Here is a 13,909-nt window from a genome sequence, read left to right as displayed (position 1 = left end):
CAACTCTTGACCGACCCATCATCTTCCTAGCATCTCCTCGACGTCGAACAGATCAGGCCAGGCGCTCCCGTGTGGGCGTTGACGGTGATCGTGGCTCCGCGCCCCACGGCTCCGCCTGCGCGTGCAGCGGCCTCAAGCCCCTTGCCGACACCGAACCCGAACCCGACGAACAGAAGACTGACCGCCGCGCCCTTCGCGACCTTGCCCCACGACTGCTTCTTGATTCCACGATTCGTGGCAGCCTCTACCCCGACGAGGACCGTACCGGCGATCGCGCACGCACCTGCCGAAAGTACCAGGCAGGCGCTGAAGAGCGCGATGCCTGCGACAGCGAGGATCGCATCAGAGTGCTTCTTGTAGAAGTCCCAGCCCTTGCGCACCGCGGAGGCCGCCGCCGCCCTAGCCTTCTTCGCAAGCTTGGACCACCAGTTCTTGCCTGTGGTGTCGTATTTGTTGATGGGGTCTTGGGGGTAGGTGTAGGCGGTGGTGTCGCCTCCGGGGACGGGATCCACGCTCGTGAAGAATCCGGTGACGGGGCTGTAGAGGCGTGCTCAACATCGGCGCTCAGATCGCGCCGGGAAGTCGCCGGTTACGGACAGATCTCAGCAGGTCGGCGACGATCTCCGAGTCCTCTCTCGCGACGGCGAGTAGGTACTCGCTAGATCCAGTGTGGACTCGAACTCCGACGAAAAGCGGCTCGCCGTTTGGCGACTCGTCTTCGATTGCGACGCCGTCAAATGGCCCGGCGCCGAATAGCTCGACAAGCGGCGCCGCGAGCGCAGACGGGCGACGAAAGGCGACCTGCTCCCGACGCCACCGTCCTCCGTCAGTCGGCACGAACACCGTGACACGCAACTCGCAACCATCCGAGTATGCCTTCCGGTCTGGCGCCGTCGCCCTGTTGAGCCGCAGCCAGATTCTCAGAACATCGCCGAATGTTCGCGACCCGGCGCTCCGCCGCGCGCTCGCACTTCTTGCACTCATCAGGGCCTCCAATACGTGCGACTTGAGCAGGTCACTCCGGCGGGTACAGGCGCGAGGATCTGGGTGATGCGCCCCAAGGCGTCGTGGGTGAACGTGGTAGTGCCGGACGAGGCGGGCTCCACAGAGAGCAGATACGTGCCGTCGGTCTGCTCGCAATCGATCACCCCGTCGTCGCCCGTAGAGTCGTACACGGTCAAGCCGACTTGGCCCATGCCGAACCCTTCGAACGAGGCAGTCCACCCCGGCCCCAATACATGTCGGAGCGCCACTGACCGTCAGGAAGCGCGAACGTCTGCGACGTCTCCGTGCGCTGCGACAGATCCTCGACCGCCTCGTCGTTGAGGACCGCAAGCATCTCCGCCGACACCGCATCCGGAGCTGTCAACCCCTCCCAGGCACCCTGCTGCGTCCAATCCACCGCCGCGGCAGGCGTCGGCTCGGCAGCGACCGCACCACCCTCACCAACGATCACGATCGTGAACGCCGCAATCACCGCGATCGACACCCCACGCACACCACGGGACCAACGACCAGCCACACAGGCAGAACCCACGGAAATCGCCACAGCGACCCCGCCCCCAACGACCCCCAGCGGACGCACACGCGTCCGTAACAGCGGACCTAGCACCCCGCCGACCGCCGCCCCGTAGCTGCCTCCCCAGGCAACACCCCTGCTCGTGGGCTGAAAGACATATAGCACCAGCCCGATGCCGAAAGCCACCGAAATGCGCGACGCGCCGCAACCGCGGCCCGGCGCGGGTCAGACCGTCAGAACCCCAGGCGCCCCAGCTGCTTCGGGTCCCGCTGCCACTCCTTGGCCACCTTGACGTGGATGTCCAGGTAGACCTTGCGCCCGAGCAGCCGCTCGATGCCCTCGCGTGCCGTAGCGCCGACCTCCTTGAGACGCGAACCCGCGCGTCCGATGACGATGCCCTTCTGAGAGTCGCGCTCCACGTAGACGTTCGCGCGGATCTCGAGCACCTCGCGCGAGGAAGTCTCCTCCCCCGGCTCGATCATCTCCTCGATGACCACCGCGAGAGAATGCGGCAGCTCGTCGCGCACGCCTTCGAGCGCCGCCTCACGGATCAGCTCGGCCACCATGATGTCCTCGGGCTCATCGGTGACCTCACCCGAGGGGTAGAGGGCTGGCCCCTGGGGAAGACGCCCCACCAACACGTCCGTCAGGACGTCCACCTGGATGTCCTTGACCGACGACACGGGCACCACATCCGCCCAGTCTCCCAGCTGCGACACCTCGAGCAGGTGCTCGGCCACGCGTTCGCGTGACACCTTGTCCACCTTGGTGACGATCGCGACGACAGGGGCGCGTGCCTCGGACAGCTCGCGCGCGATCCACTTGTCGCCTGGGCCGACCTTCTCGTCGGCGGGCAGGCAGAAGCCGATCACGTCGACCTCGGCGAACGTCTCGCGGACAAGGTCGTTCAGCCTCTCCCCGAGCAGCGTGCGAGGGCGGTGCAGACCGGGCGTGTCGACCACCACCAGCTGGGCGTCGTCCCGGGTGACGATGCCACGAATGGCGCGTCGCGTGGTCTGGGGACGGGAGGACATGATCGCCACCTTCTCCCCTACCAGGGCATTCATCAGCGTGGACTTGCCCGCGTTCGGGCGCCCGACGAAGCAGGCGAAGCCCGAGCGGAAGCCCTCCGGTTCCTCAGTCATCGTCATGCTCCTTCCTGCGGGACCTGCCCGCACGCACCGTGCGGCGCTCTCCAGTGTCGGTGGGCTCGGGCTCGTCGTCACGTCGGACCACCACGGAAGTGAGCCGACGCCGTCGGCCCTCCGCGCGGTCCGCGAGCAGCTCAAGCCCATGAGCCTTGGCGTGGGCACCCGGGATAGGCACCTTGCCGAGCGCTTTGGTCAGGAGACCTGCGACGGTCTCCACGTCCTCGTCATCGATCTCGACGTCGAACAGTTCCGCGAGCTCATCCAGCGGCATGCGCGCCGGCACGCGATAGGCGCCGCCTGGCAACGCCTCTGCTTCGGGCGCCACGCGGTCGTGCTCGTCCACCACCTCGCCGACGATCTCCTCGAGCGCATCCTCGATGGTGACGAGGCCCGCCACGCCGCCGAACTCGTCCACCACCACGCCCAGGTGGAAGACCTCGTCCTGCATCCTGCGCAGAAGCTCGTCGACCGCCAGCGACTCAGGGACGAACTCGGGATCGCGCATGAGCGCGTCCACAGGCTCCTCGAGCCGCTCAGAGCTGTCCCAGGTGTCCCGCACGCAGTCCTTGAGGTAGATCACGCCGCGCACATCGTCCGTGCCATCGCCTATCACCGGCACCCGGGAGAACCCCGACCGCAGGAACAGCAGCATCGCCTTCCGAACCGGTGTGCCTGCCTGGATCGTGATCATGTCGGTGCGAGGCACCATGACCTCGCGCACCAGGGTCTCCCCCAGGCCGACGATCGAGCGCAGCAGCTCCGCCTCGTCCGCCTCCAGCGCACCTTCCGCCTGCTCCACCAGGTCCTCGGCCTCAGTGAGCTCCGGGTAGCTGAGCGCGGGCACGACAGCGCGGATCGGCGTCGTGATCCACACGAAGAACCATGCGACAGGCGCGAGCGCCCGCAACGTGCTCTCGGGGTACGCCTTCGCCAGACCGCGCGGGACGGCCCGGATGACCAGCAGCGAGAGCACCGCTCCCACTCCCGCAGCCGCCGCGAGCACCCATCCCCAGCTCCAGTCGAGCCCGTCGGCGATCTGCCAGGCTATGAACGCCCAGCTGACGAGTGCAAGCGCCTCCAGCACGGAGTACACGACGGAGGAGGCGGAATCGGCGTGATCCGGAAGCGCCGCGAGCTTCGCCACGGACGTGCGGCGCCCGTCGGGCCTGCGCGAGGACTCAAGCTCGCGCTCGCGCGCATACGGCACCTGCTCGAAGGAGGCGACGACCGCATGCATGACACCCGCGCCCAGCGTGGCGACCACGACCAGGATGATCAGCGTCGTCCAGGGGAAGGCATCCATCGGCCTAGGCCAGTCGCGGGGTCACGCGGCGCGGCCGGCGAGGAACGTGAGCAGGAGCTGACGCTGAAGCGCGAACATCTCCTTCTCCTCCTCCGGCTCGACGTGGTCGTAGCCGAGCAGGTGAAGGATCCCGTGCGTCGTGAGGAGCAGCATCTCCTCCTCGGCCGTGTGGCCGGCCTTGACCGCCTGCGCCGCCGCCACGGAGGGGCACACCACGATGTCCCCCAGCAGACCTGCCGGCGTGGGCTCGTCAGCGGTCCCGGGCCGGAGCTCATCCATGGGGAAGCTCAACACGTCGGTGGGGCCCGGTTCGTCCATCCACTGGATGTGCAGCTGCTCCATCGCGGGCTCGTCGACGAAGAGGATCGCCAGCTCAGCCTCCTCCGCGACGTGCATCTCCCGCAGCACGAAGCGCGCGAGTTCGGCGAACTCGATCTCGTCGACCTCGGCCTCGGTCTCGTTGTTGACCTCGATCACTCGTCGTCCTCCTGGGTGCGTGCCGGTCGGTCGCGGTGCTCGCGGCCGTGCCGGTCATGGCTGTCGCGTCGTTCGAACCTGCGCTGCTGGCCGAGCGGCCGGTCGCCGGCACGCTGCTCGCTGGCCTCGTAGGCCGTGATGATGTCGCTCACCAGCCGGTGGCGGACCACGTCCTCGGCACCGAGCCGGCAGAACGCGATGTCCTCCACGCCCTCGAGGATCTCACTCGCGGCGCGCAGCCCGGACGTCGTACCGCCGGGCAGATCCACCTGAGTGATGTCGCCGGTGACGACCATCGTGGAGCCGAACCCGAGACGGGTGAGGAACATCTTCATCTGCTCGCGCGTCGTGTTCTGCGCCTCATCGAGGATCACGAACGCATCGTTGAGCGTGCGACCGCGCATGTACGCCAGGGGCGCCACCTCGATGGTCCCAGCCTCCATCAGCCGCGGGATCGACTCCGGATCCACCATGTCGTGCAGCGCGTCGTACAAAGGTCGCAGGTATGGGTCGATCTTGTCGTTCAGGCTGCCAGGAAGGAATCCGAGCCGCTCACCGGCCTCCACTGCCGGACGCGTGAGGACGATGCGGTTGACCTTCTTCGCCTGCAGCGCCGCGACAGCCTGAGCCATCGCCAGGTAGGTCTTGCCTGTGCCCGCGGGCCCGATGCCGAAGGTGATGGTGTGGTTCTCGATCGCCGTCACGTAGCTCGCCTGCCCGGCGGTGCGCGGGCGAATGGTGCGTCCCCTGGTGGAAAGGATCGACCGTGCGAGCACCTCCGTCGGCCGGCTCTCGCGCCGTCCGGCACCCGCCGCGGCAGCTGCCGCGGACGCGACGCCCTGCACGCTGCGAAGCATCCGCACCGACTCACGCGCGATGTCCGCCGTGAGCGGCACCCCGGCGGCGAGCACCGACCGGAGCTCGTCCACCGCGGTGGCGGCGGCGGCGACCTGCGCCTCCTCCCCGCTGAGCATGATCCGGTTGCCCCGCACGTGGAAGTCGACGTCAGGGTACGCGCGCTCCACCTCGCGGAGCACCGCGTCGCCGCTGCCAAGCAGCTCTGGCATGGTGGCGGCATCCTCGACGAGGATCTCGCGGCTGGACGTCACGCAGGCTCCCATCCGAGCGGAGCGCCGCCAAGCACGTGACCGTGCGCGTGGAAGACGCTCTGCCCTGCCTCGGCGCCGGTGTTGAAGATGAGACGGAACTGCCCGCCGCACTCCGCGTCGGCGATGCCCTGCGCGAGCGCGGTCATGTCCGCGAGCAGGCCGGGGTCGGCGTTCGCGACCTCCGCCACGTTCGCGAGGTGGCTGCGCGGCACCACCAGCACGTGCACCGGCGCCTTGGGCGCGATGTCGCGGAACGCGATCACAGAGTCGGTCTCGGCAACGACATCCGCAGGGATCTCACCGGCGACGATCCGGCAGAACAGGCAGTCGGTCATAGGTCCAGGGTAGGGCGTCGGGGTGACATGCGCGTCACCGGGTCACCAGGTGCGACGCAGCGCAGCGAGCGCGGCGATCGCTGCCGGACCCGCTGTCGCCGCGCGCAGCACGTGAGGTCCCAGAAGCACGGCCTCGGCGCCTGCGTCGACCATCCGCGCAAGCTCGTCGTCCGAGATCCCGCCCTCGGGTCCGACCACCAGCGTGACCGCCTGGCGGGGATCCTCCCAGCTCAGCCCGGCGAGCGGGACGGCCGCGACCTCGTGCAGCACGAGCACCCTCCCACCGGCGGCAACCTCGTCCCGGATGAGCGCGGCGAGCTCGCGACTCGTCACCACGGCAGCAACCTCGGCGAGCAGCGCCCTTCGGCTCTGCTTGGTCGCCGCGAGCACGAGCGACTCCCATCTGCCACGCGCCTTGTCCGCCTTGGGTCCGCGCCATTGCACGATGGATCGGTCTGCCTGCCAAGGCACCACCGCGGTCACGCCGAGCTCCACCGCGGCCTCCACCGCCTGCTCGTCCCGACCACCCTTGGCGAGCGCCTGCACCAGCGTCACGGACGGGTCGTCGTCGGCTGCCACGTGCGCGACGCGCACCCGGAGCCAGCCGTCGCCGATCTCGGCGATCGGTCCGCCCGCGCGCCGGCCCGCGCCGTCGACCAGGTCGACGACCTCCCCCAGCACGCGGCGCTGGACCGTGACGGCGTGGCGTGCCTCAGGCCCGTCGAGCGTCAGCAGGTCGCCCACCGCGGCGTCACGCGCCGCCGCGCACACGAAGACGGGAGCCGTCACCGTCGGCTCAGCTCCGGCCCTTGAACGCGTCCTTGAGACGCGAGAACACGCCCCCGCCGATCGGCGCGAGGCGCGCCTGCGGCATCTCCTCGCCGCGGAGCGCCGCCAGACGCTCGAGCAGCTCCTGCTGCTCGTCGGTGAGCTCGGTAGGGGTCTGCACGTCCAGGTGCACGTACAGGTCCCCACGGCCGGCGCGCTGGAGCCGTCCCACGCCCAAGCCCTTGAGCCGCACCGTGTGGCCCGCATGGGTGCCCCGAGTGACGTCCACCTCCTGCTCACCGTCGAACGTCTCGACGTTCAGGACCGTGCCCAGCGCCGCCGCGGTCATCGGCACCTCCAGCGTGCAGTGCAGGTCGTCGCCGCGACGCTCGAAGGTCTTGTGCGCGCGCTCGCGGATCTCCACGTAGAGGTCGCCCTTGGGCCCGCCGCCCACGCCGGCGTCGCCCATGTGCGACAGCCGGATGCGGGTGCCCGTCTCGACACCCGCGGGGATGTCCACCTTGATCGTGTGGCGGGAATGGGTCCGTCCGCGACCCGCGCAGTCGGGGCACGGGGAGGCGATGATCGTGCCGTACCCGCCGCAGTCCGGGCACGGCGACGAGGTCATCACGTTGCCGAGCAGCGACCGCGCGACCCGCTGCACGTGTCCCGCGCCGCGGCAGGTGGTGCACGTGGTCGGCTGGGTGCCGGGCGCGCAGCACGAGCCGGAGCACGTGGAGCACACGTCGGCCAGGTCGACGACCACCTCGCGGGTCACGCCGAACACGGCCTCCTCGAGCGTCACCTCGGTGACGACGAGCTGGTCGCCTCCGCGCTGGGTGCGTGACGCCGGCCCCCGCTGCTGACCGCCGAACGGGCTGCCGCCCCCGAAGAACGACTCGAAGATGTCCTCGAACCCGAAGCCTTGGGCGCCACCCTGGGATCCCGCTGACGAACGCGGGTCCACGCCGCGGTCGTACATCGCCTTCTTCTCGGGGTTCGACAGCACCTCGTAGGCCGCGCCGACCTCCTTGAAGCGCTCCTCGCCCTCGGGACCCGCGACGTCGGGATGATGCTCGCGGGCGAGCTTGCGATACGCCTTCTTGATCTCGGCGTCCGTTGCGTTCCGGGACAGGCCCAGCACTGCGTAGTAATCCGTCACTTAAGCGTCAACCACCTTCGACAGGTATCGGGCGACCGCGCGTACCGCGGCCATCGTGGAGGGATAGTCCATACGGGTGGGCCCCAGGGCCCCGAGCAGCGAGACGGAAGGACCGCTTCCGTAGCCGGCAGCGACGATAGAGGTGCGGGCGAGGGCGTCGTTGCGGGTCTCGTGGCCGATCCGCACCGCCACGTCGGAGTCTCCGCTGGTCATCTCGTGCAGGAGCCTGAGGAGCACCACCTGCTCCTCGAGCGCGTCGAGCACGGGACCGATCGCGTCAGCCTCGAGGTCGCTGCCGCGTGCAAGATTCGAGGCGCCGGCGAAGATGACACGCTGCACCGTGCCGCCCCGCGCCGCCTGGATCACGGCCGAGGTCACACCCGCGACCCACGCAGGCTGCCCCGGCCGGTCCGCCCAGGCCGACAGGGGCGGCTCAAGCGCCGTCGGCGTCCTGCCCATCGCGATCTCATTGATCTCGCGCACCGCACGGTCGAGCTCGTCCTGGATCACGGCCGTCGTCACGAGCACGGTGGACTGCTCCACCCGAGCGTCGGCGCTGATGACGACCACCAGGATGCGGTCGAGCCCCAGCGCGACCAGCTCCACGCGCTGCACCGCCGACTCGCGCAGCGACGGGTACTGGACCACCGCGACCTGACGCGTCAACTGGCTCAGCATGCGCACGGACCGCTCGATCACGTCGTTGAGGTCCAAGGCATCGGACAGGAACGTGGTGATGGCGCGCTTGTGGCTGTCCGGCAGCGAGGTCAGCGCGAGGTAGTCGACGAACGATCGATAGCCCTTGTCGGTGGGGATCCGCCCGGCCGACGTATGGGGCTGCGTGATCAGCCCCTCCTCCTCGAGGATGGCCATGTCGTTGCGTATGGTCGCCGGGGACACCCCCAGCCCGGTCCTCGCCGCGAGCGCCTTGGAGCCGATCGGCTCCGACGTCTCCACGTAGCCCTCGACGATCGCGCGCAGCACGGCACGCCTGCGCTCCTCGGTCATGCCGCTCCACCTCCCGATCGACATTGGCACTCGGCACCTGTGAGTGCCAATCCTAACCTTGACGCCCGCCCGGTCCCTCGAGGCGGCCCCAGGAGGCGCCCGGACCGCTGTCCACGGATCCCGCGTGCATCCGCACAATTCGGGCACCACTCGCTAGATTGGTCCTGTCGAGGCGCACCGCAACGGGGGTAACGGCTCTCCCTCGTTCGTCCAGGGCACCACGACCGCACCATATGTCCCAACAAATGAAGTGGTGAGAACGATGTCCGAGACCCCTCCTCCCCCTCCGCCGCCCGCCGCGCCGCAGCCGGCCGCGCCCATGTCGCAGAGCGACGAGCGACTCTATGCCACGCTCGCTCACGCCGGAATCATCCTGTTCGGATTCCTTCCGCCGCTGATCATCTGGCTGATCGGCAAGGACCGCTCCGCCTACGTGGACCGCCAGGCCAAGGAGGCGTTGAACTTCTCCATCCTCGTCACGATCGCCTATATCGTGTCGTCGATCCTGGTCGCCGTGCTCATCGGCATCGTCCTGTGGCTCGCGACGATCGTCGTGACGCTGATCTTCTGCATCCAGGCCGCCATCGCCGCGAACAAGGGCGTCGACTACCGGTACCCGTTCAACTGGCGGATCATCAAGTAGCGCTCAGGGTCTACCCCGAGCGCACAATCAGGGCCCCGCTCCTTCCGTGGAGGGATGCGGGGCCCTGCCACGTCGTGGCACGGTTTCCCTATGAACGACACCGACCGCACCGAGGGCGCCGACACGACGCCCGAAGCCGCACCACAGGACGGCTCCAGCGCGCAGCCAGGGGCCGCGGAGCCGCCGGCGATCGAGCAGGCGCCATCACCGCAGCCCAGCGACGCCCCGCCCGCCGGGGGCCCGTTCCCTCCGCCCGGTGGACCCACCGCGCAGCCGATGCCCGCTCGCATGCTCGAGTCCGAGGCCCGCAACTGGGCCATGCTGATCCACATCATCGCCGCGGCGGCGGCCCTGCTGTCGCTCGGCACGGTGTCCTGGGTGGTACCGCTGGTCCTCTGGCTCATCTACAGGGAGCGCTCGGCGCTGATCGAGCATCACGGCAAGCAGAACCTCAACCTCCAGCTCACGCTGCTCGTCGTCATGGTCGGCGGCGTGATCATCGGGTTCGCCACGCTCTTCATCGGCTTCTTCGTGACCATCCCGGCGATGATCCTCTACGGCCTCTACTCGATCGTCATCTCCTTCGTCGCCGGCGTGAAGGCCAACCACGGCGAGTACTACAGGATCCCGCTGATCATCCCGTTCCTGCGCTGACCTCACCACGGCAGCATCTCGATAGCATCGCGCTCGTGCTGCGCTTCGACGACCCCCTCCCGCGAGCTCCCAGAAGGATCCTCATCGCCGGGGTCTCCGGGGCAGGAAAGTCCACGCTCGCACAGTCGATCGCCGTCACGCTCAAGGTGCCGTACACCGAGCTCGACTCGCTGTTCCACGGTCCCGACTGGACGCCTCGTGCCCGATTCCTCGACGACGTGCGGGCGCTGGTCGGGGCCGACGCCTGGGTCACCGAATGGCAGTACCCCTCCGCACGACAGCTGCTCGCGGAGCGCGCCGACCTGCTGATCTGGCTCGATCAGCCGTTCCTCACCGTGACTCTGCCACGCGTCCTGCGGCGCACGTTCATCAGACGGATGCGCCGTGAGCAGCTGTGGAACGGCAACACAGAGCCTCCGTTCCACACCTTCTTCACCGACCCGGAGCACATCGTGCGGTGGGCATGGACCACCAGGAACGACTATGGCGAACGCGTGGCCTCCGCCTGCGCCGACCATCCTGACCTTCCCGTGGTGCGGCTGAGGTCGCCGCGTCAGGTCGACCGTTGGCTGGCGGGCCCGCTCGCGGACAGCGTGCGCTGAAGCCCGCGCGCCGCGGCACGCGGCGGAGATCAGGTCAGGGCGCGGACCGCGGCATCCGCCAGGAGGCGCCCCTTCAGCGTGAGAAGCAGGCGTCCGGCCAGCGCGGCGCGGCCGTCGAGCACCCCCTCGGCCACCAGGCGGGCCACCTCCGTGGGCCGACGCTCGGGCAGGTCGGCGATGGCCATGCCCTCAGCGAGCCTCAAGCGCAGCATCACCGACTCCAGCGCGAGGTCGTCCGCGGTGAGCGGCTCGCGCTCGGCGGCTGGATCCTCGCCCGCGGCCAGCCTGTCCGCGTACGCGCGCGGATGCTTGACGTTCCACCAGCGCTCGGCGCCGCGTTCGCCGCCGTCCGGATCCACACGCGGACCGAGGTACGAGTGGGCGCCGGGCCCGATGCCCCACCAGTCCTGGCTCCGCCAGTACGCGATGTTGTGACGGCACGCATGCTCGGCGCCGCGCGCCCAGTTCGAGACCTCGTACCAGGCGTACCCCGCTGCGGCGAACCTCGCGTCGGCGAGCTCGTACATGTCCGCCTGCGTGTCTGGATCCACGGGCTCGATAAGCCCGCGCTTGAGCTGCGCACCCATGCGCGTACCAGGCTCGATCACGAGCGCGTAGGCACTGAGGTGATCCGGCTCGAGCGCGATGGCCGCGTCCACGCTCCGCTCCCAATCCGCCAGCGACTCGCCTGGAGTGCCGTAGATGAGGTCCACCGAGACCGCAAGCCCGGCCTCGCGCGCCCAGCCGACCGCGCGTGCGACGTTGTCAGGGTCGTGCGTCCGCTCGAGGACTGCCAGGACGTGAGGCACCGCGGACTGCATGCCGAAGGACACCCGGGTGTACCCGGCGTCCGCGAGCGCGCGGAGCGACTCCCGTGACACGGAGTCCGGGTTCGCCTCCGTGGTGACCTCCGCATCGGAGGCCAGGCCCCATGTCGCGCGCACGCCGTCGAGCAATGCGGCCAGGGCTGAGGCATCGAGCATCGTGGGCGTGCCTCCCCCGAGGAAGACGGTGGACGCCGCGCGTGCGTCGCCCTCCATCACGCGCGCCGCCAGCGCCATCTCGCGCAAGGCGGACTCGACGTACCCCTCCCGGGTGGCGCCCCCCACCTCGGACGGCGCGTAGGTGTTGAAGTCGCAGTAGCCGCATCGCACGCGGCAGAACGGCACGTGAATGTAGACGCCCAGGTCGCGCTGGTGCGTGGCGGACGCCGTCGCGGTCGCGGCAGGCGCGCGTTCGGGCACGGCTACTTCTTCTTGCCCTTGTCCGAGCCGTCGTCCGATGTCGACAGCGCGGCGATGAAGGCCTCGGGCGGCACCTCCACCGACCCGATGTTCTTCATGCGCTTCTTTCCCGCCTTCTGCTTCTCGAGCAGCTTGCGCTTACGGGAGATGTCACCGCCGTAGCACTTCGCGAGAACGTCCTTGCGGATCGCGCGGATCGTCTCGCGCGCGATGATTCGGGCGCCGATCGCTGCCTGCACGGGGATCTCGAACTGCTGCCGGTCGATCAGGTTCTTGAGCTTGCCGACCATCATGACGCCGTACGAGTAGGCCTTGTCCTTGTGGACGACGGCGGAGAACGCGTCGACCTGCTCGCCCTGAAGCAGGATGTCGACCTTCACCAGATCAGCCGCCTGGTCGCCTGCAGGCTCGTAGTCGAGCGAGCCGTAGCCGCGCGTGCGGGACTTGAGCTGATCGAAGAAGTCGAACACGACCTCGGCGAGCGGCAGCGTGTAGTGCATCTCCACGCGGGTGTCGCTGAGGTAGTTCATGGTGCCGATGATGCCGCGACGCTCCTGGCACAGCTCCATGACGGTGCCGATGAACTCGCTCGGCACGAGGATGGACGCGTTGACGATCGGCTCGCGGACCTCGTTGATCTTGCCGCTGGAGAACTCCGACGGGTTCGTCACGGTGACGACCTTGCCGTCCTCCATGTGGACCTCGTAGACCACGTTGGGGGCGGTCGAGATCAGGTCGAGCCCGAACTCGCGCTCGAGGCGGTCGCGCACGATCTCGAGGTGGAGAAGCCCCAGGTACCCGCATCGGAAGCCGAAGCCGAGCGCCACGGAGCTCTCGGGCTCGTAGACGAGCGAAGCGTCGTTGAGCTGGAGCTTGTCGAGCGCGTCGCGCAGGATCGGGAAATCGGAGCCGTCGACCGGGAACAGGCCCGAGTACACCATCGGCTTCGGGTCGCGATAGCCGCCGAGCGACGTCGTGGCGCGACGCGACGCGAGCGTCACGGTGTCGCCGACCTTCGACTGGCGCACGTCCTTCACACCGGTGATCAGGTACCCGACCTCGCCGACGCCCAGACCCTTGGTGGGCACGGGCTCCGGGCTGATGACGCCGATCTCGAGCAGGTCATGGGTGGCGAGCGTCGACATCATCGCGATCTTCTCGCGCGACTTGAGCGCCCCGTCGACCACGCGGACGTAGGTGACCACGCCGCGGTAGGTGTCGTACACGGAGTCGAAGATCATCGCCCGGGTGGGTGCGTCCGCATCGCCCACGGGGGCGGGGATGTCACGGACGACGCGGTCCAGGAGCGCGTCGACGCCCTCGCCTGTCTTTCCGCTCACGCGGAGCACGTCGTCGGGATCGCAGCCGATCAGCTGGGCCAGCTCCGCGGCGTACCGCTCGGGCTCCGCCGACGGGAGGTCGATCTTGTTGAGCACCGGGATGATGGTGAGGTCGTTCTCCATCGCCAGGTAGAGGTTGGCGAGCGTCTGCGCCTCGATGCCCTGCGCCGCGTCGACCAGCAGGATGGCCCCCTCGCAGGCGGCGAGCGAACGCGACACCTCGTAGGTGAAGTCCACGTGACCGGGGGTGTCGATCATGTTGAGCGCGTACGGCTGGCCGGCGACCTGCCACGGCATGCGCACAGCCTGCGACTTGATCGTGATGCCGCGCTCGCGCTCGATGTCCATGCGGTCCAGGTACTGGGCGCGCGCGGCTCGCTCCGATACGACGCCCGTGATGCCGAGCATGCGGTCGGCGAGGGTCGACTTGCCGTGGTCGATGTGCGCGATGATGCAGAAGTTGCGGATCAGCTCAGGCGCAGTGGCGGCAGGCTCGATTCGGGTGTCGGTCACAGGGGGGTCGATCCTCGTCAGGAAGAGTCCAGGGGCAGGGCATCCATGGTCCCACGTTTTCCTGCCCTCATGCGTTGGCGA

General features: G+C 68.9%; 15 protein-coding genes. 3 read left to right on the top strand and 12 right to left on the bottom strand.

What is annotated here, in order from left to right; genetic code table 11:
• Positions 1-26 precede the first annotated feature (26 nt).
• From RN607_RS05025 to hrcA, 10 genes are all read right to left on the bottom strand, one after another.
• Entirely contained in the window at positions 27-512 is a 486-nt protein-coding gene (locus RN607_RS05025; RefSeq protein WP_313544771.1) for a hypothetical protein, read from the bottom strand.
• Positions 513-1,177: 665 nt separating this feature from the next.
• Positions 1,178-1,489: a hypothetical protein gene (locus RN607_RS05020; protein ID WP_313544769.1), complete on the bottom strand. Its 312-nt coding sequence runs from the start codon at positions 1,487-1,489 to the stop codon at positions 1,178-1,180.
• A 263-nt stretch (positions 1,490-1,752) separates the two neighbouring features.
• Complete coding sequence (gene era / locus RN607_RS05015) at positions 1,753-2,670, bottom strand: GTPase Era (RefSeq protein WP_313544767.1); 918 nt, start codon at positions 2,668-2,670, stop codon at positions 1,753-1,755.
• A complete protein-coding gene (locus RN607_RS05010; protein WP_313500477.1) occupies positions 2,657-3,973 on the bottom strand; it encodes a hemolysin family protein in 1,317 nt (438 codons plus the stop codon). The genes era and RN607_RS05010 overlap by 14 nt, the downstream gene beginning before the upstream one ends.
• Positions 3,974-3,994: 21 nt before the next feature.
• Positions 3,995-4,450 carry an rRNA maturation RNase YbeY gene (gene ybeY / locus RN607_RS05005; protein ID WP_313500474.1) on the bottom strand — a complete coding sequence of 152 codons (456 nt, stop codon included), beginning with the start codon at positions 4,448-4,450 and terminating at the stop codon, positions 3,995-3,997.
• Positions 4,447-5,571 (bottom strand): PhoH family protein, encoded by a 1,125-nt coding sequence (locus tag RN607_RS05000; RefSeq protein WP_376784236.1) that lies wholly within the window; start codon positions 5,569-5,571, stop codon positions 4,447-4,449. Before RN607_RS05000 ends, ybeY begins: the two co-directional genes overlap by 4 nt.
• Positions 5,556-5,894: a histidine triad nucleotide-binding protein gene (locus RN607_RS04995; protein ID WP_313500471.1), complete on the bottom strand. Its 339-nt coding sequence runs from the start codon at positions 5,892-5,894 to the stop codon at positions 5,556-5,558. The genes RN607_RS05000 and RN607_RS04995 overlap by 16 nt, the downstream gene beginning before the upstream one ends.
• Positions 5,895-5,936: 42 nt before the next feature.
• The gene (locus tag RN607_RS04990; protein ID WP_313544765.1) at positions 5,937-6,683 is read right to left on the bottom strand and encodes a 16S rRNA (uracil(1498)-N(3))-methyltransferase; all 747 of its coding nucleotides are present in this window, start codon (positions 6,681-6,683) and stop codon (positions 5,937-5,939) included.
• Between the two features lie 7 nt (positions 6,684-6,690).
• A complete protein-coding gene (dnaJ, locus tag RN607_RS04985; protein ID WP_313500466.1) occupies positions 6,691-7,824 on the bottom strand; it encodes a molecular chaperone DnaJ in 1,134 nt (377 codons plus the stop codon).
• Positions 7,825-8,832, bottom strand: a complete 1,008-nt coding sequence (gene hrcA / locus RN607_RS04980) for a heat-inducible transcriptional repressor HrcA (RefSeq protein ID WP_313544764.1) — start codon at positions 8,830-8,832, stop codon at positions 7,825-7,827.
• Positions 8,833-9,094: 262 nt separating this feature from the next.
• On the opposite strand from hrcA, the gene RN607_RS04975 reads away from it, so the two are divergent.
• The 3 genes from RN607_RS04975 to RN607_RS04965 all read left to right on the top strand — a co-directional run bounded on the left by RN607_RS04975 (position 9,095) and on the right by RN607_RS04965 (position 10,731).
• Positions 9,095-9,475, top strand: coding sequence for a DUF4870 domain-containing protein (locus RN607_RS04975; protein ID WP_313500462.1), 381 nt, complete (start codon positions 9,095-9,097; stop codon positions 9,473-9,475).
• 90 nt (positions 9,476-9,565) lie between these two features.
• The gene (locus tag RN607_RS04970; protein WP_313544762.1) at positions 9,566-10,129 is read left to right on the top strand and encodes a DUF4870 domain-containing protein; all 564 of its coding nucleotides are present in this window, start codon (positions 9,566-9,568) and stop codon (positions 10,127-10,129) included.
• Between the two features lie 35 nt (positions 10,130-10,164).
• The gene (locus tag RN607_RS04965) at positions 10,165-10,731 is read left to right on the top strand and encodes a P-loop NTPase family protein (protein WP_313544761.1); all 567 of its coding nucleotides are present in this window, start codon (positions 10,165-10,167) and stop codon (positions 10,729-10,731) included.
• Positions 10,732-10,760: 29 nt separating this feature from the next.
• Here the strand turns inward: RN607_RS04965 and hemW are convergent, their stop codons facing one another.
• Together hemW and lepA are read right to left on the bottom strand one after the other, a co-directional pair.
• Complete coding sequence (gene hemW / locus RN607_RS04960) at positions 10,761-11,975, bottom strand: radical SAM family heme chaperone HemW (RefSeq protein ID WP_313500456.1); 1,215 nt, start codon at positions 11,973-11,975, stop codon at positions 10,761-10,763.
• A 2-nt stretch (positions 11,976-11,977) separates the two neighbouring features.
• Entirely contained in the window at positions 11,978-13,828 is a 1,851-nt protein-coding gene (lepA, locus tag RN607_RS04955) for a translation elongation factor 4 (protein ID WP_313544760.1), read from the bottom strand.
• Positions 13,829-13,909 lie beyond the last annotated feature (81 nt).

It is taken from the genome of Demequina capsici (genome assembly GCF_032102965.1).
Classification (GTDB): Bacteria; Actinomycetota; Actinomycetes; order Actinomycetales; family Demequinaceae; genus Demequina; species Demequina capsici.
Note: the sequence above shows the minus strand (reverse complement) of the source record. Positions and strands in the feature narration are given on the sequence as shown.

Bases quoted from the DNA above. Each gene is read 5' to 3' on its own strand.
- era (WP_313544767.1), bottom strand. From the start codon at position 2,670: ATGACGATGACTGAGGAACCGGAGGGCTTCCGCTCGGGCTTCGCCTGC.
- RN607_RS05010 (WP_313500477.1), bottom strand. From the start codon at position 3,973: ATGGATGCCTTCCCCTGGACGACGCTGATCATCCTGGTCGTGGTCGCC.
- RN607_RS05000 (WP_376784236.1), bottom strand. From the start codon at position 5,571: ATGGGAGCCTGCGTGACGTCCAGCCGCGAGATCCTCGTCGAGGATGCC.
- RN607_RS04995 (WP_313500471.1), bottom strand. From the start codon at position 5,894: ATGACCGACTGCCTGTTCTGCCGGATCGTCGCCGGTGAGATCCCTGCG.
- hrcA (WP_313544764.1), bottom strand. From the start codon at position 8,832: ATGACCGAGGAGCGCAGGCGTGCCGTGCTGCGCGCGATCGTCGAGGGC.
- RN607_RS04975 (WP_313500462.1), top strand. From the start codon at position 9,095: ATGTCCGAGACCCCTCCTCCCCCTCCGCCGCCCGCCGCGCCGCAGCCG.
- RN607_RS04970 (WP_313544762.1), top strand. From the start codon at position 9,566: ATGAACGACACCGACCGCACCGAGGGCGCCGACACGACGCCCGAAGCC.